This window comes from Eremococcus coleocola DSM 15696 (genome assembly GCF_000428865.1).
Lineage (GTDB): Bacteria > Bacillota > Bacilli > Lactobacillales > Aerococcaceae > Eremococcus > Eremococcus coleocola.
The window spans coordinates 1-21,403 of the sequence record NZ_AUAT01000023.1; the positions used below are offsets into that span (position 1 = coordinate 1).

Consider the following 21,403-nt stretch of genomic DNA (forward strand, 5'->3'; position numbering starts at 1 on the left):
AGAACGAATCAAAGAAAAATTAAACTGGATGAGCCCAATTGCTTATCGCCATTCACTTCAAGCTGCTTAGAAAACAAAAAATAAGAGAGACAAGTACATAAAATATGTACTCATCTCTCTGGTCCAACTTTTTGGGGTCACTATATTGGTCGCTGTGGCCAAGTTTTGGGGTTCTTTATATAGGTTTTAATAATAAATTAGCGTTGGCTAAATAGGCGTATGCTAGCCAAGACTAACATGGCAATTAAGCCCGCAAAGAATAGGTAGGCAGCTATGCCTAAACTTAGGTTAAGATTTTGGAAAACTGGATAAAAGAAATAAGCAAGCCCAAGTGTTAAGACAACTTCAGCCAAGGCAAGAAATAGGTTTAATTTCCGAGCCAGCCGGTGACGGAAAATGGCTAAGGGCATAAATAGAATAGGAATTAATAATAATCCTTGAGTAATTGGACGGACAAAAGGAAGGGATTGAACTTGAACCGTATAGCCTAGGAATTCTTGTATCTCGTGATAAAGTTGGGCCAGGTTTTGATAGTTAAGAATTAAGTCTTGGAGACTAGTATGGTTATTGACCAAGCGCGTCCAAGTACTGGTGTCATACCCATAAGCGCTGAGGGTATCAATTTTCTCCAAGAGAGGAGTAAGGTTTAGAAAATTCGGTAAAATGATTCCCAGAATAGTTACCATCGCTGCCAGAAACATGGCTATATTGAGTTTGCCTAGGCGGATAATTGATTGTTTGTCAGGGGCATAATGGGTGTGACGGTGACTGCGGGAGTTTGGCGAATCGGTTGGGTCATCCTCTAGGAAAAGACCATCCTCTTCTGGGTATTCAGTCCTTGTTAAGTCAGGGTCATCATCATAATGATTCAAATGGACATGGGAATCATTAGCTGGAGCCATATTATTTGAATCGGTAAGGGGGCCTTTTATTTTAATGGTGTCTTGCAATGAATCGATTTGGCTTAAGTCATAGCCACATTGAGGACAATAATGGAAGTCCTCTTCCAATTTCAGGCCGCATTTAGGGCAATAAGTCATTCTGTCACCTCGTCTCTTACTTTTATTACCGTTATCATATCAAATTTCGTATTAAATAAGCAAAAATTCATAAAAAAGTCTACGATTTCTAGTTTTAAAGTTAATTTTTAGAAAATAAAGCAGGTGTCAGTAATTTTATAGACACTATTGACATTTATAATACCGTTTTCTATAATGAAAATGGCAGGTGGAAAGGCTTACAAAAGACTGCCTATTAGCCTTTATAATAGTTTTAATAAGCCTTAATAATAGAGAAGGGAGTTTAAATCAACTTATTAATTTCTGCCAGATTTATTATATTTTATTGCTCTTATTCTATTGATTATTGTAATTGTATGAAAGAGGTGCTTTTTATGAAAGGTTATTTACAACGAATTGGTCGGTCTTTGATGTTACCGGTCGCTGTACTACCATTAGCTGCCTTAATGTTAGGGATTGGCTACTGGATTGACCCTGCTGGTTGGGGGGGCGAAAATGTCATCGCAGCATTTTTAGTTAAAGCCGGGGGCTCTATCCTAGATAATATGGGTATTTTATTTGCAGTTGGGGTTGGGATTGGTATGACCAAGGAAAAAGATGGAGCTTCTGGTTTAGCTGCCTTGGTTTCTTTCCTTACGATGACAACTTTACTTAGTTCTGCTGCAGTTGCTCAGCTGAAATCAATTCCAGTGGAAGAAGTATCTGCTTCCTTTGCTAAGGTTGGAAATGGTAATGTCTTCTTCGGGATCATTGCCGGTATCATTGCGGCAGAAACCTTCAATAAGTTTCATCGGACTAAGTTGCCAGAAGCCTTTGCTTTCTTCTCTGGCCGCCGTTTAGTCCCAATTTTAACTGGGATTTTCTCTTCCTTTGCTGCTTTGGTTCTTTTATTCTTATGGCCACTCGTTTTTGATGGTTTAACTTCCTTTGGTGAAGCTATTTCTTCAATGGGTTGGCTTGGAGCTGGTATCTATGCCTTCTTCAACCGTCTTTTAATTCCAACTGGTTTACATCATGCTTTAAACAATGTCTTCTGGTTTGACCTGATTGGTATTAATGACATTGGTAAGTTCTGGGCCAATGAAGGAACCAAAGGAATTACTGGGATGTATCAAGCTGGATTCTTCCCTGTCTTTATGTTTGGTTTGCCTGCAGCTTGTTATGCTATGTACCGGAAAGCTGCGCCTGAATACAAGAAACAAGTTATGTCTTTATTCTTAGCCGCTGGTGTGGCTGCCTTTGTGACTGGGGTAACCGAACCAATTGAATTTTCCTTCATGTTTGTGGCGCCAGTACTATACTTAGTCCATGCCGCCTTAACCGCAGTCTCTGTAGCTTTTGCCGCTTTAATGCATTGGACTGCTGGTTTCTCCTTCTCAGCTGGGGCAATCGACTTTCTCTTGTCATTAAAAGTGCCGATGGCTAATCATCCATGGATGCTGATCTTGCAAGGATTAGTCGTAGCCGTCTTATATTATCTGGTCTTTAGTTTTGTGATTGAGAAAATTGACCTTGCTACTCCAGGCCGTAAAGGTCCTGTTGGTGGGGCCGACCTAACTGAGTCAAATATTTCTGAACAAAGTGCTGGTTTAGCCGATACCAAAGAAGCCCGCCAAGCCTCTGTGATCCTTGAAGCCATTGGGGGTAAAGAAAATGTTGATGTGATCAATAATTGCTCTACCCGTTTACGTCTTCAAGTGAAAGATTCCAATTTAGTTGATAAAGAAAAAATCAAGGCAGCTGGTGCCATGGGCACCAATGTTATTGACAAAAATAATGTCCAAGTGATCATTGGTACCACGGTTCAACAAGTAGCAGATGCCATGGAAGATCTGGTAAAAATGTAATAGCTAAGAAAACTATAGAAAAACTCTAGTAAGTAGTGGATGGTAGATTAACAAGCCCATGTTGAAAATTACTTATTAGAGTTTTTCCTTTAACCAGCTGATTTTGACTTACATATGCTCAATTTTAAGGGAATAAAAAAGAATTTTATAAAAAAATTATTAATTTCTAGTGATTAGCTCTCTCATATTTTCTTGGCCCTGATTTGCTCAACCTAGCTAAAGCCTATTGCAAACCACTTTCTGTTATCAAGAATATGAAAACGTTCTCATAATGAGAGATTCATCACATTCTTAAGTCCAAGGAATTCACAGAGCTCTTGTTAATTCCGTAAAGGAAACGATTACAAAGGGGTGATATATTATAGACATCAAAGAGAGAACAGAAAGGAAGGATAATATGACAGAAAGACCTATTAGAGTTTTCTCCGAAATTGGTAAGTTGAAGAAAGTGGTTTTACACCGCCCTGGTAAAGAGTTGGAAAATTTAGTACCAGACTTTCTTCCGCGTTTACTCTTCGATGATATTCCATTCTTAGAGGATGCGCAAAAAGAACATGATGCATTTGCAGATGCATTACGTGAAAATGGGGTGGAAGTTCTTTATCTAGAACGTTTAGTTGCAGATGCAATTGACGCAGCTGATGTTAAAGAACAATTTGTAGATGAATGGTTAGCTGAAACAGGTGTTCAATCTGATGCTATGTTAAAAGCTTTAAAAGATCATTTATTAGCTATCCCTGACACCTTTGACATGGTGCTTAAGACAATGGAAGGTTTCCGTAAAACTGAAATGCCAGATGTGTCTGGTACTTCATTATCAGATAAATACGAAACTGACTATCCATTTATCGTAGATCCAATGCCAAACCTTTATTTCACGCGTGACCCATTTGCAACGATGGCTCATGGTGTAACTTTGAACCATATGTATTCAGAAACTCGTAACCGTGAAACCTTATATGGTAAATATATCTTCGACCACCATCCAGAATATGGTAATGGCGCAGTAGACCGCTTCTACAACCGTGAAGAAGCTACTCGGATCGAAGGTGGGGACGAATTAGTACTTTCTAAAGATGTTTTAGCAGTTGGTATTTCTCAACGGACTGATGCTCGTTCAATCGAAAAATTAGCTAACCGTCTATTCAAAGAAACTGGCTTCAAACGCATCTTAGCTTTCTTAATTGGTGAAAACCGTAAATTCATGCACTTGGATACCGTATTTACTATGGTTGACTATGATAAATTCACGATTCACCCAGAAATCGAAGGTGGCTTAAAAGTTTGGGATCTAACTCCTAACGAAGACGGCACTGTTAATATTGTAGAACGTGAAGACCAATTAGACGTTATCTTACAAGACGCTTTAGGTGTTGAAAAAGTTCACCTAATCCGTTGTGGTGGTGGCGACCCTGTTGCTGCAGCACGTGAACAATGGAATGATGGTTCTAATACCTTAACTATCGCTCCAGGTGTGGTTGTGGTTTATGACCGTAACACTGTAACCAATAAGGTCCTTGAAGAATATGGCTTGAAATTAATTAAATTACGTGGATCCGAATTGGTTCGCGGTCGTGGTGGCCCACGTTGTATGTCAATGCCATTATATCGTGAAGATATTTAATCAAATCTAATACTAGGAGAGTGACTATATGTTCCAAGGAAAAAACTTTTTAAAAGAAATCGACTTCAGTCGTGAAGAACTAGAATACCTAATTGATTTTTCAATCCATTTGAAAGATCTTAAAAAACGTGGTATTCCTCATGAATACATGAAAGGCCAAAACATTGCTTTGCTATTTGAAAAAACTTCAACTCGGACACGTTCTGCCTTCACTGTTGCTGCTAACGATTTAGGTGCTGCTCCAGAATTCTTAGGTGCTAACGATATCCAATTAGGTAAAAAAGAATCTGTTGAAGATACTGCTATCGTTTTAGGTTCAATGTTTGATGGTATTGAATTCCGTGGTTTTAGCCAACAAATGGCTGAAGACCTAGGTAAATATGCTGGTGTTCCAGTATGGAATGGTCTAACTGATGAATGGCATCCAACTCAAATGATTGCCGACTACATGACTTTGAAAGAAGAATTTGGTGAATTAGCTGGCCGTACTTTAGTATACTGTGGTGATGGCCGTAATAACGTAGCTAACTCCCTATTAGTTACTGGTGCGATCTTAGGCGTAAATGTAACCATTGCTTCACCTAAGAGCTTATTCCCAGATGAAAAATTAGTGAAAATGGCTGAAGAATATGCAGCTAAATCAGGTGCAAAAGTAACTGTGACAGATGATGCTGTTAAAGCGGTTGAAAATGCTGATGCTCTATATGCAGACGTATGGGTATCAATGGGTGAAGAAGACAAGTTCGAAGAACGGGTTAACTTATTGAAACCTTACCAAATTAATAAAGAACTTGTAAGCCATATTAAAGGTGATTACATCTTCTTACACTGCTTACCTGCTTTCCATGATACTGAAACAAAATATGGTAAAGATGTTGCTGAAAAATTTGGCGTAGAAGAAATGGAAGTTACGGACGAAGTATTCCGCAGCCCTCAAGCTCGTCAATTTGAACAAGCAGAAAACCGTATGCACTCAATCAAAGCTATCATGGCTGCTACAAATGGTAACTTGTTTATTCCTAAAGTATAAGTCTATACTCTCTCTCCCTTAAAATTTAATAAGTAAGTTAATCAAAAAACTGAATACCCATTTAGTTTGTGATTACGACCAACAGTGGCCAGGATTGTGCGGATGTAATGACAATTCTGGCTCTGTTTTCTTTATTTAATAAAAAAATATATAAAAAAGGAGTGGAAAAATGGAAGAGACCACAAAGAAAAAATTTAAAATGCCGAATTCATTTACAATTTTATTTATTCTTACCGCAATTGTAGCTGTATTGACTTGGATAATTCCAGCTGGTCAATACGATTTAGATGATGCAGGTAACTTTATTCAAGGAACTTACCATACGGTTGAATCTAATAAACAAGGGCTTTGGGACTTATTTGCTGCCCCTGCTTACGGGATGTTAGGTAAAGAAGGAACGGATGGTGCCATCCAAGTTGCCCTTTTTATCCTTTTCGTTGGTGGCTTCTTGGGTGTAGTTACTGAAACAGGTGCGATTGATGCTGGGATTGCCACCCTCATTAAACACCGGAAAGATTCCATGAATACCTTAATTTGGATCTTGATGGCTGTTTTTGCCCTTGGGGGAACTAGTTATGGTATGGCAGAAGAAACTATTGCCTTCTATCCAATCTTAATACCATTGATGGTATCTGTGGGTATGGATGCCTTAGTTGCAGTCGCCGTGGTTCTTGTTGGTTCTGGTTTAGGGGTACTTGCTTCTACGGTCAACCCATTTGCAACCGGGGTTGCGGCTGGTATGGCGGGTATTTCAGTTGCTGAAGGGATTGGTCTACGGTTAGTATTCTTAGTTGTGACTTATATTATGGGTGCTTACTTCGTGTCTAATTATGCTAAGAAAGTCCAAGCTGATCCAAAGAATTCCTTAATCTATGATCACTTAGAAGCTGATAAAGAAAAATTCAAAGTTAAAGAAGATATTCCTGAAATGTCTGGTAAACAAAAATCTGTCCTTTGGGTCTTCGCTTTAACCTTTGTAATTATGATCCTTGGTCTCATTCCTTGGGCCGATGTCTTGAAACTTGATCATACGATCTTTGATTCAATTCATGAAGGAATTTTAAATACGCCAGTCTTAGGTACTTTAGTTGGTAAGTCTTCCTTACCTTTAGGTCAATGGTACTTGACTGAAATTACCGTTCTATTTTTCATTATGTCAATCATTATCGCGGGTATTTACGGTATTAGCGAATCACGTTTTGTTGATGTCTTCATTGCAGGTATGGGTGACTTACTAACTGTTGCCTTGATCTGTGCCATCGCTCGTGGTATCCAAGTAGTAATGAATGATGGTTTAATTACCGCTACTGTTCTTCACTGGGGTGAAGTTGGCTTGAGTGGTTTATCTAAAGGTCTGTTCACGGTTATTACCTTCTTGTTCTACATCCCAATGTCATTCTTAATTCCATCTACTTCAGGTTTAGCTGCGGCTACCATGGGTATTATGGCTCCTCTAGGTGACTTTGCCGGTGTAGGTAAAGATATCGTTATTACTGCTTTTCAAACCGCTGCTGGTATCGTTAACTTAGTTACGCCAACTTCAGGTGTCGTTGTGGGTGCCTTAGCCATTGCTGGTATTGAGTTGGGTACTTGGTGGAAGTTTGTGGCTAAATTAATAGCTGCTGTCTTCGTAGTTTCAATCATTCTCTTAGTGATTGGTTCAATGTTCTAATCGGTGTATAATACGAATCACAATGGGAGCGGGCAAGAAGTAGAAGAATATTAGATTCCGCTTCTTGCTCGCTCTCATTCATTTAAAGGAGTTGATATAATCGTGGAATATACCTTGACAAGTAAGGTACAGTCTCAAGCAAAAGCAGTGTTAAAGGACTGGATTGCCGTGCCATCTGTGTGTGATGAAACAGATGATAAAACACCATTTGGTCGTCATATTCAAGAAGCTTTGGAACTGGCTTTAGCTACCTGTGAAGAATTAGGTTTTAAAACCTTTATCGATCCTCAAGGATACTATGGCTACGCTGAAATTGGTGAAGGGGAAGAATTACTTGCAATCCTTTGTCACTTAGATGTAGTACCTGCTGAAGATTTGGTTGAATGGACCCATAATCCTTTTGAAATGGTTGAAAGCGATGGGAAGTTATACGGTCGTGGAACCCAAGATGACAAAGGGCCTTCAGTGGCAGCCTTATATGGGGTTAAAGCCTTAATGGACCAAGGTTATGAGTTTAACAAACGGGTTCGGTTTATTTTCGGAACCGATGAAGAAACTTTATGGCGGTGCATGGCCCGTTATGGTGAAATTGAGGAACAAGCTACTTATGGCTTCGCCCCAGATTCAGCCTTTCCTTTAACCTATGCCGAAAAAGGCTTACTTCAAGCTTATCTGGTGGGACCTGGTTCTAATGATTTTACCCTCAATAATGACCGTGCTTTTAATGCTGTGCCGGCCAAGGCCATGTATCAAGGCGATAAGCTGGATGCAGTCAAAGCAGCCTTAGATCAATTAGGCTTTGAATATACGGATGATGCAAGGCAAATTGTCGTTTTAGGAAAATCAGTCCATGCTAAGGATGCTTATGAAGGCACGAATGCGGTTATTCGTTTAGCCCTGGCTTTAGAAAAATTATTTCCAGAAAATCCTGCCTTTAAACTGATTAAAGATAAATTCTATGAAACAGGCTATGCCAAACCAATTTTTGGGGAAGTCGAAGATGAAATGTCAGGTCCTTTAACGGTTAATTTATCTAAATTAATTATTAATGAAGATGAAAGTCGAATTGGGCTCGATATTCGGATTCCAGTCACTGCTGATAAAGACCTACTAGTTGATCAATTAGCTAAAGCAGCCGCTGAATATGATTTCGAATATCAAGAATTTGACTATCTAAATTCACTTTATGTTCCCCTTGATAGTCCATTGGTAAATACTTTATTGGAAGTTTACCGTGATTTAACGGGTGATTTGACTGAGCCTATTTCATCAGGTGGTGCAACCTTTGCTCGAACCATGCCTAATTGTGTGGCCTTCGGTGCTCAAACTAAGGGAGCGGCGGTTACGGAACATCAAATTGATGAATATATTTCAGTCGAAAATTTCTATGATGCTATGGAAATCTATGCCCATGCGGTCAAAGAATTAGCCAGTGACCCAGCTTAGTTACTTTAACTAAATAGAATCACTTATCTTGTGAGATTGTCCAATTGTAAAATAGACAATGCCTAGGTAAGCTGATAAAAAAGAAAAAGGAGTGTATCTATGTCTAATCGTAAAATTGTTGTTGCTCTAGGTGGAAATGCCATTCTTACTGATAATCCAACGGCTCAAGCTCAAAAAGATGCCTTGAAACAAACTGCTGAATTCTTAGTGAAATTAATCCAAAATGGGGATGAATTAATTATCACTCATGGTAATGGTCCTCAAGTTGGTAACTTATTATTACAAAATATTGCAGCTGATTCAGAAAAGAACCCTGCTTTTGAATTAGATTCATTAGTGGCTATGACCGAAGGTTCAATCGGTTATTGGTTACAAAATGCCTTACAAAATGCTTTAAAAGACTTAAATATTGATAAATCTGTCGCTTCAGTCGTGACTCAAGTTATTGTAGATAAGAATGACCCAGCCTTCACTAACTTATCTAAACCAATCGGACCTTTCTATTCTGAAGAAGAAGCCAAAGCCGAAATGGAAAAATCTAATGCGACATTTAAAGAAGATGCTGGTCGTGGTTGGCGTAAAGTGGTGGCCTCACCAAAACCAGTTGGAATTAAAGAACTAGAAGTAATCCGTACTTTAGTTGACGCTGGTCACGTAGTCGTAGCCGGCGGTGGTGGCGGTGTGCCAGTTATTGAAGAAGACGGTAAATTAGTCGGGGTCGAAGCCGTAATTGATAAAGACTTCGCTTCTCAAAAATTAGCTGCTGACTTAGGCGCTGATATGTTCATCGTTCTAACTGGAGTTGATTATGTTTATGTAAACTTCAATAAACCAGACCAAGCTAAATTAGAAAAAGTTACTGTTGCAGAAATGAAAGAATATATGGGTCAAGATCAATTTGCCCCAGGTTCAATGCTACCTAAGGTTGAAGCAACCATTAAATTCGTAGAAGAAACTGACAATGGTCGTGCAGTAATTACTTCTTTAGAAAACTTAGAACAATTAATTGAATCAGATGCTGGAACAATCATTGAAAAGTAAAAATTAAAATGTTATAATTAAACACATAAATTTTTAAACACGGAAAGAGAGTAAGTTGAAAAACTTCGTTACTAGCAAGTTGGGATGATGGAAGCCAACACGATGATTTAACTGAACCGCACTTTCTAAGACAGATTGGGTGAACTTAAGTAGCCTGGTCCGGAGATATCTCCGTTAGCAAAGAGAGATGGACAGCGATGCCTGTTCAATTAGAGTGGTACCGTGTATTAGTAAATGTCTAATACGCCTCTAGGAGCAGAGCTTCTGGAGGCGTTTTTTATTTGAAAAGGAGAATCGAAAGTATGGAAGATAAACAAATCGTAGTTGCGGCTTTGAGCCCGCTTGTGGCTGAACATTTAGATGAAGGGAAAATTTCACAATTAATTGAAAAACCATCAAATGCTGAACATGGTGATTTAGCCTTTCCGGTTTTCCAATTGGCTAAGGCTTTCCGTAAAGCCCCGAATTTAATTGCCCAAGAATTAGTTGAAAAAATTGATGGTGCTCATTTTGACAAAGTTGAAGCAGTTGGACCATATATTAACTTCTTCTTAAACCGTAAAGAAAAATCAAATGAGATTATTTCTCAAGTTATCAAAGAAGACAGTCATTATGGTGAAGTTGACCTAGGTCATGGTGGCACTGTTGTACTTGATTATTCATCACCAAATATTGCTAAACCTATGTCAATGGGGCATTTACGGTCAACGGTTATTGGTAATTCGCTTGATCTAATGCATCAAAAGATGAATTATAAGACTGTATCAGTAAACCACTTAGGTGACTGGGGAACTCAGTTCGGTAAATTAATCGTAGCCTATAAGGGTTGGGGTGACGAAGCCACTGTCCGTAAAGATCCTGTGAATGAATTAGTAAAACTATATGTTGAATTTCATGAAAAATCTGAAGAAGATCCTTCTTTAGAAGATCAAGGTCGGGCTGCCTTTAAGAAATTAGAAGATGGCGACCCAGAAATGACTGAACTATGGACCTGGTTCAAAGATGAATCCATTAAAGAATTTGAAAAAGTCTATGACTTAATGGGGATTTCTTTTGACCATTATACCGGTGAATCCTTCTATAATGACAAGATGGAAGATAAGTTACAAATCTTGGCAGATAAGGGTATTTCAACCGTTGAAAATGGAGCAACCTTAGTTTATCTTGACGATGAAGAATTACCACCTGCTCTAGTAAAACGTTCTGATGGTGCTACTCTTTATATCACCCGGGATATTGCCACTGCCTACTACCGTAAAGAAACTTATAATTTCGTTAAGAGTTTATATATTGTGGGGAATGAACAAGCCAACCACTTTAGACAGTTAAAAGCAATCCTTAAACGGATGGGTAACGATTGGTCCGATGATATGGTTCATATTGCTTTTGGTTTAATTACTTTGGAAGGTAAGAAATTATCAACCCGTAAAGGTAAAATTGTCTTACTAGAAGCCGTAATGAATGAAGCCATGGAATTAGCCTTAGAACAAATTGAAGCTAAGAATCCTGACCTAGAAAACAAAGAAGAAGTGGCTAGACAAGTTGGGGTCGGTGCGGTTATTTTCCACGATTTGAAATCAGACCGGATGAACTCCTTTGACTTTAAATTATCTGAAGTCATTCAATTTGAGGGTGAAACAGGTCCTTATGTTCAATATACTTATGCGCGGGCTAAATCCTTACTTGAAAAATATGGTAAGGAATTAAAGGCAGATGAAATCTATGAATTGACCGATGAATATGCCTGGGCAGTCATTAAGAAATTAGCTGAATATAGTGATACTTTAGTGGCCGCCACTGAAAAATATGAACCTTCTATGATTGCCCGTTATGTCATTCAATTAGCTCAAGCCTTTAACAAATACTATGGAAATGTACGTCTATTAAATGATGATGATCAATTAGCAGCACGGATGGCATTAGTTAAAGCAACTTCAATTGTCTTAAAAGATGGTTTAAGTTTATTAGGTGTAGAAGCACCAGAAAACATGTAATTAAAATTATTAAATTTTATAAATGAGACCCTAGTTCTGCTAGGGTCTCATTTATTTTAATAAAAAATTGTGCTAGAATGGGAAGTGTGAATACCCTTACTTAGTATTAAAAAGGGTGAATGTAACTGTTAATGGCAGGGAAAGAAGGGTTGCCAATGAATCGTGAATTAGAGTCATATATTGAAGAATTGGAACATCACGAATTTTTTAAATGTTTTTCAACAGAAGAGTTAAATTATTTTAAATCGAATGTCGTTATTCATCAATACCGTAAAGGACAAATTCTTTTCTTCCAGGAAGATCCTAAAATGTTTTCCTATTACTTACTTAAAGGCTTAATCAAATTAGAGACCACCAATTCATCGGGGGACTATACCTATGTTGATTATGTTCAGGAACATAATTACTTCCCTTACTCAGAGTCACTTGACCGGCAGAATTATGGCTATACAGCCTATGCCCGGACCGATGTTGACTTAATGATGATCTCAAATAAAATTATGACAGAAATTATGACTTCAAATGTGGATTTATTAATTTATATGTTTAAAAAATTGTCAAATATTTCAGTCTTCTTAGAGAAACGAATTCAAATGGGATCCACCCCATCAGCTTCTGACCGAGTCGTCCAGGCGCTTGCTATTTGGATGTATGATATGGGTGTCACCCAAAAAGACAAAATGGTGATTTTGCATCCCCTGACCATTAATGAGTTAGCTCAGGTAGCGGGGACTACCCGTGAAACAGCGGGGAAGGTGGTCAAGCAGATCCATAAGGAAGGGTTGATTAATTTTACCCGTCAGGGTATTTATTACCTGAAGCCAGATTATTTTAATGATCTCATGTTCAATTAAATTATTTTAAATAATTATAATTTTGATAGATATTTAATCAGACCAATCAAAATAACTAGACCGGCCTTTCTGTGAGTAATTAAGGTCTTGATTTTGATTAGCCTTTTCCTTAGTTTCTTGGGCCGATTGGATTAAAGCTAAATCAGAAAGGAAAACAATGATTACTGCAATCGTATTTGATGTGGATGATACCTTATATGACTTACAAAGTCCTTTTAAAGAGGCTATCAGCAAGAATTTTCCATCAATAAATGGGCAAAAGACGGAAGTGTTGTTTGATACATATCGCTATTATTCAGACCTTGCTTTTCACCAAGCTTATCAAGAAAATTGGTCTCAATTTGACTATGACCACTATCGGCTAGGACACATGTTGGCTCATTTCACCGATATCGACTTAAGAGCTGACCAAACTCGGGCCTTTAAGGCAGACTACCAAGCTGCTTTAGGTCGGATTCGCTTGTTTCCATATATGCAACAGCTACTGGAGCTTTTGCTAGAGACAAATTTTCCGCGTGCTGTGCTTACTAACGGTGAGGTAGACCACCAGTCCTTAAAGATTAAGGGCTTAGCCTTGGAGAAGTATTTCGATAGCCAACACCTCTTAATCAGTGGTTCCACCCCTTACCACAAACCAGACCCCCGTTTGTTCAACTTAGCGAGCCAGATTTGGGACTTTGAACCAAGTCAAACGCTCTATATCGGTGACGCTTATGTTAATGATATGATGGGGGCCGCCAAAGCAGGCTGGCAGACACTTTGGTTTAACCACCGAAGACGTCCGCTGCCACCTCATCAGGGTCCTATTCATAACTTTGAATGTGAGACAGATGAAGAGGTATTGAATTGGGTTAACCACCATGTTTTAGAGGCTTAAAAGCCAAACTTTTTGAGTAAATTTGTAAGCTTGCTTGAGATTGAAATGGAAGCAAGGTTGGCTTAAAATAAGATGTATAAACAAAATATTTTGAGGAGGTCCTCTATGAAATTCTTCTTGGATACTGCAAATATTGATGAAATTAAACGGATTGTTGACTTAGGTTTGGTCGATGGCGTGACAACTAACCCCACAATTATTTCGCGTGAGGGGCGTGATTTTGAAGAAGTCATTAAAGAAATTTGTGACTTGGTGCCTGGACCCGTTTCAGCCGAAGTGATTGGCTTAGAAGCGGATCAAATGGTGGAAGAAGCACGGAAGTTAGCTCAATGGGCTGACAATGTTGTGGTGAAAATTCCGATGACTGAAGAAGGTTTGAAGGCCGTTCATATCTTGTCACAAGAAGGTATTAAAACTAATGTGACTTTAATCTTTAGTGTGACCCAAGCTTTACTAGCCATGAAAGCTGGAGCAACTTATATCAGCCCGTTTGTGGGAAGATTGGAAGATATTGGCACCGATGCTTATCAATTGATTGCGGATTTACGACAAATCATTGATTTTTATGGTTTTGACACTGAAATTATTGCGGCAAGTATTCGGACAGCACCTCATTTACAAGAAGTGGCCCGTTGCGGTGCCCATATTGCTACCATTCCTGGCAGTCTCTTCCCGAAACTTTGGTCACATCCTTTGACTGATAATGGGATTAAGGACTTTTTAAAGGATTGGGAAGCTTTCCAAAATCGTTAGGAGGAAGTATATGTTTACAAAAGAAGACCAACTGGCAGTGAGCACCTTGCGTGCCTTGAGTATTGACCAAATTGAAGCAGCGAATTCAGGTCACCCTGGGTTACCCCTTGGAGCTGCACCGATGGCTTATAGTTTGTGGACCCGCCATCTGAATGTTAATCCTAAAGCCTCAAACTGGCCTAACCGTGATCGCTTTGTCTTATCAGCGGGTCATGGCTCTGCCCTGCTTTATTCATTACTACATTTGTCTGGTTTTGACGTTTCAATCAATGATTTAAAAGATTTTCGCCAATTGGGTTCCAAGACACCCGGTCACCCTGAGGTGGGACATACAGATGGAGTCGAAGTGATTACGGGTCCTTTGGGTCAAGGGTTAGCCCAAGCTGTGGGTCTAGCTATGGCCGAAACGCATACGGCGGCCTTGTATAATACGCCAGACTTTCCAATGATTGACCATTATACTTATACCCTGGTAGGAGATGGTGATTTAATGGAGGGGATTTCTTATGAAGCGGCTTCCTTAGCAGGACGTCAAGCCCTTGATAAGTTAATCGTCCTCTATGACTCAAATGATATCTCCTTAGATGGCGACCTGAACCTAGCTTTTAATGAAGATATTCAAGGACGCTTTGAAGCTATGCACTGGCATTATCAAAAAGTTACGGATGGCAATGACTTACAAGCTATTTCTGATGCGATTCAAGCGGCTAAAGATCATAAGGGACAACCATCTATAATTGAAATTAAGACGGTCATCGGCTTTGGCTCACCTAAGCAAGGGACTTCAGCCGTCCATGGTTCGCCTCTCGGTGCCGATGCCTGGGCCCAAACCCGTCAAGCTTATGGCTATGACCAAGCTGAATTTACCGTCCCTGAAGTGAGTCAAGCACAATTTGACCAACATGTCCTTGAACGGGGGCAAAAAGCCTACCAAGCATGGCAAGACCTTTATGAAGCCTACCAAAAAGCTGAGCCTGAAAAAGCTAAACTCTTTGATTTAGCGTTCAAGGGCGACCTTCCTAAAGATTATGACGCCCACTTAACGTATCAAGCTCAAGGTGAAAAAGATATGGCTAGCCGGGCTTCTTCTGGCAAGGCTATCCAAGCCTTAGCCCAAGGCATCCCATACTTATGGGGTGGCTCAGCTGACTTATCAGGCTCTAACAAGACCATGATCGATGCTTCGGGTGATTTTATGCCAGAAGCACGTGACCAAAGGAATATTTGGTTTGGGGTCCGTGAATTTGCTATGGGTGCAATATTAAACGGGATTACCCTCCATGGCGGTAGCCGAGTATTTGGAGGTACCTTCTTCGTCTTCTCTGACTATTTACGGGCGGCGATTCGTTTAGCAGCTTTAGGGTCAACGCCTTCAATCTTTATCTTGACCCATGATTCCATCGCAGTAGGGGAAGATGGCCCAACCCACGAACCTGTTGAACATTTGGCAGCCTTTAGAGCCATGCCTAACCTCAACGTTCTCCGCCCAGCTGATTCCAATGAAACCTTCGCGGCTTGGAAAATTGCCTTAGAAAGTAAAGACCGTCCAAGCTTATTAGTTTTATCACGTCAAAACTTGCCATTACTCCCAGTAGACGCTCAAGTCTTAGAAGAGGGCGTGCGCCGTGGAGCTTATGTGGTCTCTGCTCAAGCGGGAGACCAAGCTCAAGGTATTCTAATTGCTTCTGGGTCTGAAGTTTCCTTAGCCATCGAAGCTCAAGCTATGTTAAAAGCTGCCGGCCATGATGTGGCGGTTGTATCGATGCCAGCTCAAAATATCTTTGATCAACAAGATGAAGAGTATAAAGAATCTATCTTACCGAATGGCGTTCGTAATCGGATGGCCATTGAGATGGGAGCAAGTAGCGCTTGGTATAAATATGTTGGACTTGATGGTAAGGTCTTAGGAATTGACCAATTTGGTGCTTCTGGTAAAGGGGATGCAGTGGTTGCTTCTTATGGCTTTACGGCAGATAATATCGTATCTGAATATTTAGCTCAGTTTGATAATTAAAAATTAAATGATGTCTCTAGGAAAGGAAATAAAAATGAAAATTGCAATTGGATCTGATCATGGTGGTTACTCTTTGAAGGAAATGATTAAAGAACATTTACAAAGTCAAGGACATGAACTTTTAGATGTAGGAACGCATAGTCTTGATTCAGTAGATTTTCCTGATTATTCTGCCCAAGTTTGTCAAAAACTTGATGTCCAAGAGGCTGAACTGGGAATTTTAATCTGTGGTACAGGAATTGGTATGTCCATTGCTGCTAACAAGCATAAAGGTATCCGGGCCGCATTGGTTCATGATGTGTATTCAGCCAAAATGACCCGAGCTCATAACAATTCAAATGTTCTTTGCATGGGGGCACGGGTGATTGGTGATGAGTTGGCCAAGATGATTGTTGATACATGGCTTTCGACAGACTTCGAAGGGGGACGTCACCAACGACGTTTAGATAAATTAGAAGGAGAATCTTGTTAGGGATTGGACTTTTTTTCCCCGACCCACAAGGAAAGGAAAAGAATGAAAGATAATATTCGGATAGTGTTTGCTAAGGGTGACCAATTGTTTGAACCGAGTCGAAGAATTCGGCAAGAGGTTTTTGTGGGAGAACAAGAAATCCCTGAGGATGAAGAATTTGATGGTCTTGATGGGGACGATACTTATTATGTTGTGGCTTTTGATGGGTTAAATCCAGTGGCAACCATCCGTTATGTCCCTGAACCTGGTCCAGATTTCCGGATCTCTCGGATTGCCACTTTAAAACCTTACCGTAACCAAGGTATTGCAGCCCTTTGTTTAGCAAAGATGGAAGACTTTGCCCAAAGCCAAGCTTATCATCATTTCATCATTCATTCGGACCTGCGTGCACTAGGCTTTTATAAGAGTCAAGGCTACCAAGAATGTTCAGACCATTATTTTGAAGATGGGATTGAATGTGTAACAGTTGATAAAACAATTAAATAAAATTAAAAAGGAATCGGTGGGTCGCCGATTCCTTTTTTGTATCTATATCCTTTAGGAGGATAACTTATTTATATTGGCCGGGTTTTTCTGCGTAACCATAATATGCATTGGCCATAATTTCTTGCATATCTTTAATCATTGGCAGGCGTGGATTAGCTGGAGAACATTGGTCTTCATAAGCTAGATAAGCAATTTCTTCCAAGCTGTCCATAAAGTCTTTTTCTTTGATGCCTTGAGCTTTGAAGTTCATCTCAATTCCAACACGTTCACCTAAGTCATAAACTGCTTGGGCCAAATTAATTACAGCTTCTTCTGGGGTATCTGCTTTAAGTCCGATTAGTTTAGCAATATCTTGGTATTTTTCATTAGCTTTCCAATAATTGTATTTAGGCCAAGTAGCGGTTTTAGCAGGTTTAGTCCCATTGTAACGGATAACATATGGTAAAAGAATTGCATTGGTCCGACCATGGACAGTATGGTGGAAAGCTCCAATTTTATGGGCCATAGAGTGGGACATGCCGAGGAAGGCATTGGCAAAGGCCATACCAGCCATGGTAGAAGCATTATGCATTTTTTCACGGGCAGCAAAGCTATTTCCAGCTACTGATTCCTCTAGGTTTTCAAAAACCATTTTAATAGCTTGTAGGGCTAAACCATCTGTATAATCATTGGCTAAGGTAGAAGTGTAGGCTTCAATAGCATGGGTTAGCACATCCATCCCGGTATCAGCGGTAACAAAGTCAGGCACGGTCATAACTAAATCTGGGTCAATAATCGCAATAGTAGGAGTTAGAGAGTAGTCTGCTAATGGGTATTTGCGTTGGTTTTTCTTATCTGAGATGACCGCAAATGGGGTCACTTCAGATCCGGTACCTGAGGTTGTAGGAATCCCGATGTATTGAGCTTTTTCACCGAGTTCTGGGAATTTAAAGGCACGTTTACGGATATCCATGAATTTTTGAACTAAGTCACGGAAGTCGATTTGTGGTTGTTCATAGAAGAGCCACATTACCTTAGCCGCATCCATAACAGACCCACCGCCAAGAGCGATAATGGTATCAGGTTGGAAACCTTTGACAATTTCAGCCCCTCGGCGCACAGTTGAGATATCTGGGTCTGGTTCAACGTCAGAGAAAAGTTGGATGGTTACTTGATTTGACCGTGCTTGCAATTGGTCAATTACCTTATTGACCAAACCGAGTTTCATCATGGAAGGGTCTGTGACAATCATTACTTTTTCAACGCCCTTCATAGTTGATAAATATTGGATGGCGTTGCGTTCAAAATATATTTTAGAAGGCACTTTAAACCATTGCATATTATTTCTCCGCTTTCCTAATTTTTTGATATTTAAGAGGTTAACTGCTGATACATTATCGCCAACAGAGTTGTGACCATATGAACCACAACCGAGGGTTAATGAAGGGATAAAGGCATTATAAACGTCTCCGATACCACCGAATGAAGTAGGGGCATTCCAGATCACTCGAATGGCTTTAACAGCGGTACCAAAATCTTTGGCCAGTTGGTCGTCGTTGGTGTGGATACAAGCGGAGTGCCCTAAACCATTGAATTCAACCATGGCTTTGGCTTTAGCAATCCCATCTGCTTGAGTATCAGCTTTAAGGACTGCAATCACTGGTGAAAGTTTTTCGCGGGTGAGGGGTTCGGCTTCACCGACTTGACTCACTTCAGCGGCAAGAATATTCGTATCTTCGGGAACGGTAAAGCCAGCTTCTTTAGCAATCCAAGTGGCAGGTTTACCAACAACATCTGAATTTAATTTAGCTTCACCACAATTTTTGGACTTAGCCTTAGCGCCAAACATGAATTCTTCTAAGAGGGCTTTTTCTTTCTTAGTAACAAAGTAAGTATGGTAAGACTTAAATTCTTTAACGAAATCATCATAAATTTCATGATCTATAATTACTGCTTGTTCAGAAGCACAAACCATCCCATTATCAAATGACTTAGACATAACAATATCATGAGCAGCTTGACGGATGTCAGCAGACTTTTCAACATAAGCAGGTACGTTACCAGCACCAACCCCTAAGGCTGGTTTTCCGCAAGAATAAGCTGCTTTAACCATAGCGTTCCCACCGGTAGCTAGAATGGTAGCGACACCCTCATGATTCATTAAAGCGTTGGTGGCATCCATGGATGGTTCATGAATCCATTGGATACAGTTTTCAGGTGCACCGGCTGCGACTGCAGCTTCATAGACAACTTGGGCTGCATGGGCAGAAGATTCTTGGGCAGCAGGGTGGAAGCCAAAGATAATTGGGTTACGGGTTTTTAAACAAATTAAGGCTTTAAAAATTGCAGTTGAAGTTGGGTTAGTCGTAGGAGTTAAAGCAGCGACAACTCCCACAGGTTCAGCGATGAGGGTTAATCCTGTTGCCTTGTTTTCATTGATGATGCCCACTGTTTTCTGGCCCCGCATATGATTGACCACATGTTCACAGGCGAATAAGTTCTTAGTGGCCTTGTCTTCAAAAACACCACGACCGGTTTCCTCTACGGCATGTTTTGCGAGCACACCATGTTGGTCTAGGGCAGCTACAGAAGCTTTAGCAACAATATAATCTACTTGTTCTTGATTAAGTAAGCGGAATTGGTCTAGAGCGATGAGCGCTTTTTGGACCAGGTTATCCACTTGAACTTCAACATTATTTTCTTCTTTGACTAAGGTTTGTTCTACCATAATAATCCTCCTAAATTTTTAATTTTCAGCAACTTTGTGATTTGTTTTACAAAGTAATCATACAAGAAAAACAAGCATATGTAAAGTTAAAAGTGAATAATATCACAAATAATTTTTAATTAATTTTATTGAAAACGCTTTTAAAACAAAGGAATTTTATATTGAAAGCTTTTATTTAGAATACTTTGTGAATAATATAACTAATTAATTATTGCGAGAAATTCCCACAGATACTTTTATCTTATTGTGTTTTTGAATGGCAAATTGTTTTTATTACTAATCCTTGAAACAGATCATTAGGAAGGGATAGACAGGGTAAGATCAGGTTGGATAATTTCCTGATCAGGTGTCAAGGTCACAGGCTTGTCCAAGACTTAGTACTTATGTATGCGGAAGTGAGACTTAGGACTTGGCTAAATTTCTTTGTTACTATGTTTCCCAGTGTGAAGTTGGGTGGAGTAATTATGGATATAATTAAGGGACTGTATCAAAGCTAAGCTTGATACAGTCCCTATAGTTTATTTAGTAATGAATAATTCTCTGGTGGTTTGGGGAATCTTGTGCACGGTCGGTCTTTACTACATATTTTATAATCAGAAGTGATTGGATCCGAAAAGATACTGGCTGACTAGAATCTATACTTTTGGATCAAAGGGGGAATAATTGGTTGTAAGAGTAAAAAGAAAATAAGATTACCTATACCATGATAAGCGTCAAATAAGACACCATTGAAGTAGTAGACCCAAAAATGCTGAATCCCATAGAAAGGTGCTTGGATAAGGGAAATAATTAAACCATATAAAAAACCAATCGCTATCATATAAAAAGCCTGGATAAGGTAGCCTTCTCTTTTTAAAAATGGTGCAAATAGTTTAGAAATCAGGATTAAAATACAATAGGCGGTTATTTGGGCCAAGGTCCAGGGTCCAAAACCTAGGAAAAGATTCGATATAACAATGGTTAAACTTGCGATTAAGATACTATCTTTTGCGGAGAGGTACCAGCAAACAAAAATAAGTAAGACGGTCACTGGTTGAACATTTGGTAGAGGGGCTAATAAGAGGCGTAAAATGAAACAAAGCGCCGCCATGAGAGCATCCCAAATAAGGCGGCGTAAATATTTTCTATCGGCTAACATTTAGAAGTCCCAATCGTCCGTCAGATCCCAAACGATACGATCATTATCTTTTACGATGATCTCTTTAGCACCTTTTTGACTCATTTGATCATTAATAATCAATTTCCAGTAACGGCCTTTATTTTGTCCTTGATTTGCCATAAGTCCATCGATGCCTTCAACCAAACCTTCTTTTGCTTGAATGGTGTAATTATCATGCATCACAGACAAAAGGTCCATGCCAGGATCGAAATGAACTTCTTTGTTTGACTCTGCTTGATCTTCGCCTTGGACTTTAATCTCAATTACTGCTGTTTCATGTTGACCTGTTTCGGAGACTGAATTATTAAGTTTAGGGTTGCAAGCAAATAAGAAAATTAGGGAAAGGAATAAGAGAGAAAATTTATACAGATTATTTTTCATATATAATCCTCAATTCTTTATTTTTTT

17 protein-coding genes are annotated in these 21,403 nt (G+C 39.5%); 13 read left to right on the forward strand and 4 right to left on the reverse strand.

Translation table 11 applies throughout. The features are described from left to right. Positions 1-197 precede the first annotated feature (197 nt). Positions 198-1,040, reverse strand: a complete 843-nt coding sequence (locus tag G396_RS0106280) for a zinc ribbon domain-containing protein (RefSeq protein ID WP_028125426.1) — start codon at positions 1,038-1,040, stop codon at positions 198-200. 353 nt (positions 1,041-1,393) lie between these two features. Between G396_RS0106280 and nagE the strand changes: the two genes are divergently transcribed. The 13 genes from nagE to G396_RS0106345 all read left to right on the forward strand — a co-directional run bounded on the left by nagE (position 1,394) and on the right by G396_RS0106345 (position 17,129). Continuing rightward, positions 1,394-2,866, forward strand: coding sequence for an N-acetylglucosamine-specific PTS transporter subunit IIBC (gene nagE, locus G396_RS0106285; RefSeq protein ID WP_028125427.1), 1,473 nt, complete (start codon positions 1,394-1,396; stop codon positions 2,864-2,866). A gap of 397 nt (positions 2,867-3,263) precedes the next feature. Beyond that, positions 3,264-4,490 carry an arginine deiminase gene (gene arcA / locus G396_RS0106290; protein WP_006417681.1) on the forward strand — a complete coding sequence of 409 codons (1,227 nt, stop codon included), beginning with the start codon at positions 3,264-3,266 and terminating at the stop codon, positions 4,488-4,490. A gap of 28 nt (positions 4,491-4,518) precedes the next feature. Continuing rightward, a complete protein-coding gene (gene argF / locus G396_RS0106295; protein WP_006417710.1) occupies positions 4,519-5,520 on the forward strand; it encodes an ornithine carbamoyltransferase in 1,002 nt (333 codons plus the stop codon). Between the two features lie 169 nt (positions 5,521-5,689). After that, positions 5,690-7,192, forward strand: coding sequence for a YfcC family protein (locus tag G396_RS0106300; RefSeq protein WP_028125428.1), 1,503 nt, complete (start codon positions 5,690-5,692; stop codon positions 7,190-7,192). 102 nt (positions 7,193-7,294) lie between these two features. Next, positions 7,295-8,638 (forward strand): M20 family metallopeptidase, encoded by a 1,344-nt coding sequence (locus tag G396_RS0106305; RefSeq protein ID WP_028125429.1) that lies wholly within the window; start codon positions 7,295-7,297, stop codon positions 8,636-8,638. 99 nt (positions 8,639-8,737) lie between these two features. Further along, the gene (arcC, locus tag G396_RS0106310) at positions 8,738-9,679 is read left to right on the forward strand and encodes a carbamate kinase (RefSeq protein WP_006417663.1); all 942 of its coding nucleotides are present in this window, start codon (positions 8,738-8,740) and stop codon (positions 9,677-9,679) included. Between the two features lie 302 nt (positions 9,680-9,981). Further along, positions 9,982-11,673, forward strand: a complete 1,692-nt coding sequence (gene argS / locus G396_RS0106315) for an arginine--tRNA ligase (protein ID WP_028125430.1) — start codon at positions 9,982-9,984, stop codon at positions 11,671-11,673. Between the two features lie 155 nt (positions 11,674-11,828). Further along, on the forward strand, positions 11,829-12,527 hold the full coding sequence (locus tag G396_RS0106320; protein WP_034907715.1) for a Crp/Fnr family transcriptional regulator: 699 nt from the start codon (positions 11,829-11,831) through the stop codon (positions 12,525-12,527). A gap of 157 nt (positions 12,528-12,684) precedes the next feature. Next, the gene (locus G396_RS10345; RefSeq protein WP_051221174.1) at positions 12,685-13,404 is read left to right on the forward strand and encodes an HAD family hydrolase; all 720 of its coding nucleotides are present in this window, start codon (positions 12,685-12,687) and stop codon (positions 13,402-13,404) included. A gap of 105 nt (positions 13,405-13,509) precedes the next feature. Next, positions 13,510-14,157 (forward strand): fructose-6-phosphate aldolase, encoded by a 648-nt coding sequence (gene fsa, locus G396_RS0106330; protein WP_006417672.1) that lies wholly within the window; start codon positions 13,510-13,512, stop codon positions 14,155-14,157. Between the two features lie 10 nt (positions 14,158-14,167). Continuing rightward, positions 14,168-16,171, forward strand: coding sequence for a transketolase (tkt, locus tag G396_RS0106335; protein WP_028125432.1), 2,004 nt, complete (start codon positions 14,168-14,170; stop codon positions 16,169-16,171). 34 nt (positions 16,172-16,205) lie between these two features. After that, positions 16,206-16,643 (forward strand): ribose 5-phosphate isomerase B, encoded by a 438-nt coding sequence (gene rpiB, locus G396_RS0106340; protein WP_006417675.1) that lies wholly within the window; start codon positions 16,206-16,208, stop codon positions 16,641-16,643. Between the two features lie 42 nt (positions 16,644-16,685). Further along, positions 16,686-17,129, forward strand: coding sequence for a GNAT family N-acetyltransferase (locus tag G396_RS0106345; protein WP_006417716.1), 444 nt, complete (start codon positions 16,686-16,688; stop codon positions 17,127-17,129). 64 nt (positions 17,130-17,193) lie between these two features. Here the strand turns inward: G396_RS0106345 and adhE are convergent, their stop codons facing one another. The 3 genes from adhE to G396_RS10350 form a co-directional block, all read right to left on the reverse strand. Then, on the reverse strand, positions 17,194-19,836 hold the full coding sequence (adhE, locus tag G396_RS0106350) for a bifunctional acetaldehyde-CoA/alcohol dehydrogenase (protein ID WP_028125434.1): 2,643 nt from the start codon (positions 19,834-19,836) through the stop codon (positions 17,194-17,196). Between the two features lie 628 nt (positions 19,837-20,464). Then, the gene (locus G396_RS0106355) at positions 20,465-20,974 is read right to left on the reverse strand and encodes an ECF transporter S component (protein WP_006417688.1); all 510 of its coding nucleotides are present in this window, start codon (positions 20,972-20,974) and stop codon (positions 20,465-20,467) included. Continuing rightward, positions 20,975-21,376 (reverse strand): DUF4430 domain-containing protein, encoded by a 402-nt coding sequence (locus G396_RS10350; RefSeq protein WP_051221176.1) that lies wholly within the window; start codon positions 21,374-21,376, stop codon positions 20,975-20,977. Between the last annotated feature and the right edge of the window lie 27 nt (positions 21,377-21,403).

Coding starts and splice junctions, on each gene's coding strand:
- nagE (WP_028125427.1), top strand. CDS start 1,394: ATGAAAGGTTATTTACAACGAATTGGTCGGTCTTTGATGTTACCGGTC.
- G396_RS0106345 (WP_006417716.1), top strand. CDS start 16,686: ATGAAAGATAATATTCGGATAGTGTTTGCTAAGGGTGACCAATTGTTT.
- adhE (WP_028125434.1), bottom strand. CDS start 19,836: ATGGTAGAACAAACCTTAGTCAAAGAAGAAAATAATGTTGAAGTTCAA.
- rpiB (WP_006417675.1), top strand. CDS start 16,206: ATGAAAATTGCAATTGGATCTGATCATGGTGGTTACTCTTTGAAGGAA.
- arcC (WP_006417663.1), top strand. CDS start 8,738: ATGTCTAATCGTAAAATTGTTGTTGCTCTAGGTGGAAATGCCATTCTT.
- G396_RS0106355 (WP_006417688.1), bottom strand. CDS start 20,974: ATGTTAGCCGATAGAAAATATTTACGCCGCCTTATTTGGGATGCTCTC.
- G396_RS0106320 (WP_034907715.1), top strand. CDS start 11,829: ATGAATCGTGAATTAGAGTCATATATTGAAGAATTGGAACATCACGAA.
- tkt (WP_028125432.1), top strand. CDS start 14,168: ATGTTTACAAAAGAAGACCAACTGGCAGTGAGCACCTTGCGTGCCTTG.
- G396_RS10350 (WP_051221176.1), bottom strand. CDS start 21,376: ATGAAAAATAATCTGTATAAATTTTCTCTCTTATTCCTTTCCCTAATT.
- G396_RS0106280 (WP_028125426.1), bottom strand. CDS start 1,040: ATGACTTATTGCCCTAAATGCGGCCTGAAATTGGAAGAGGACTTCCAT.
- fsa (WP_006417672.1), top strand. CDS start 13,510: ATGAAATTCTTCTTGGATACTGCAAATATTGATGAAATTAAACGGATT.
- G396_RS0106300 (WP_028125428.1), top strand. CDS start 5,690: ATGGAAGAGACCACAAAGAAAAAATTTAAAATGCCGAATTCATTTACA.
- G396_RS10345 (WP_051221174.1), top strand. CDS start 12,685: ATGATTACTGCAATCGTATTTGATGTGGATGATACCTTATATGACTTA.
- arcA (WP_006417681.1), top strand. CDS start 3,264: ATGACAGAAAGACCTATTAGAGTTTTCTCCGAAATTGGTAAGTTGAAG.
- argS (WP_028125430.1), top strand. CDS start 9,982: ATGGAAGATAAACAAATCGTAGTTGCGGCTTTGAGCCCGCTTGTGGCT.
- argF (WP_006417710.1), top strand. CDS start 4,519: ATGTTCCAAGGAAAAAACTTTTTAAAAGAAATCGACTTCAGTCGTGAA.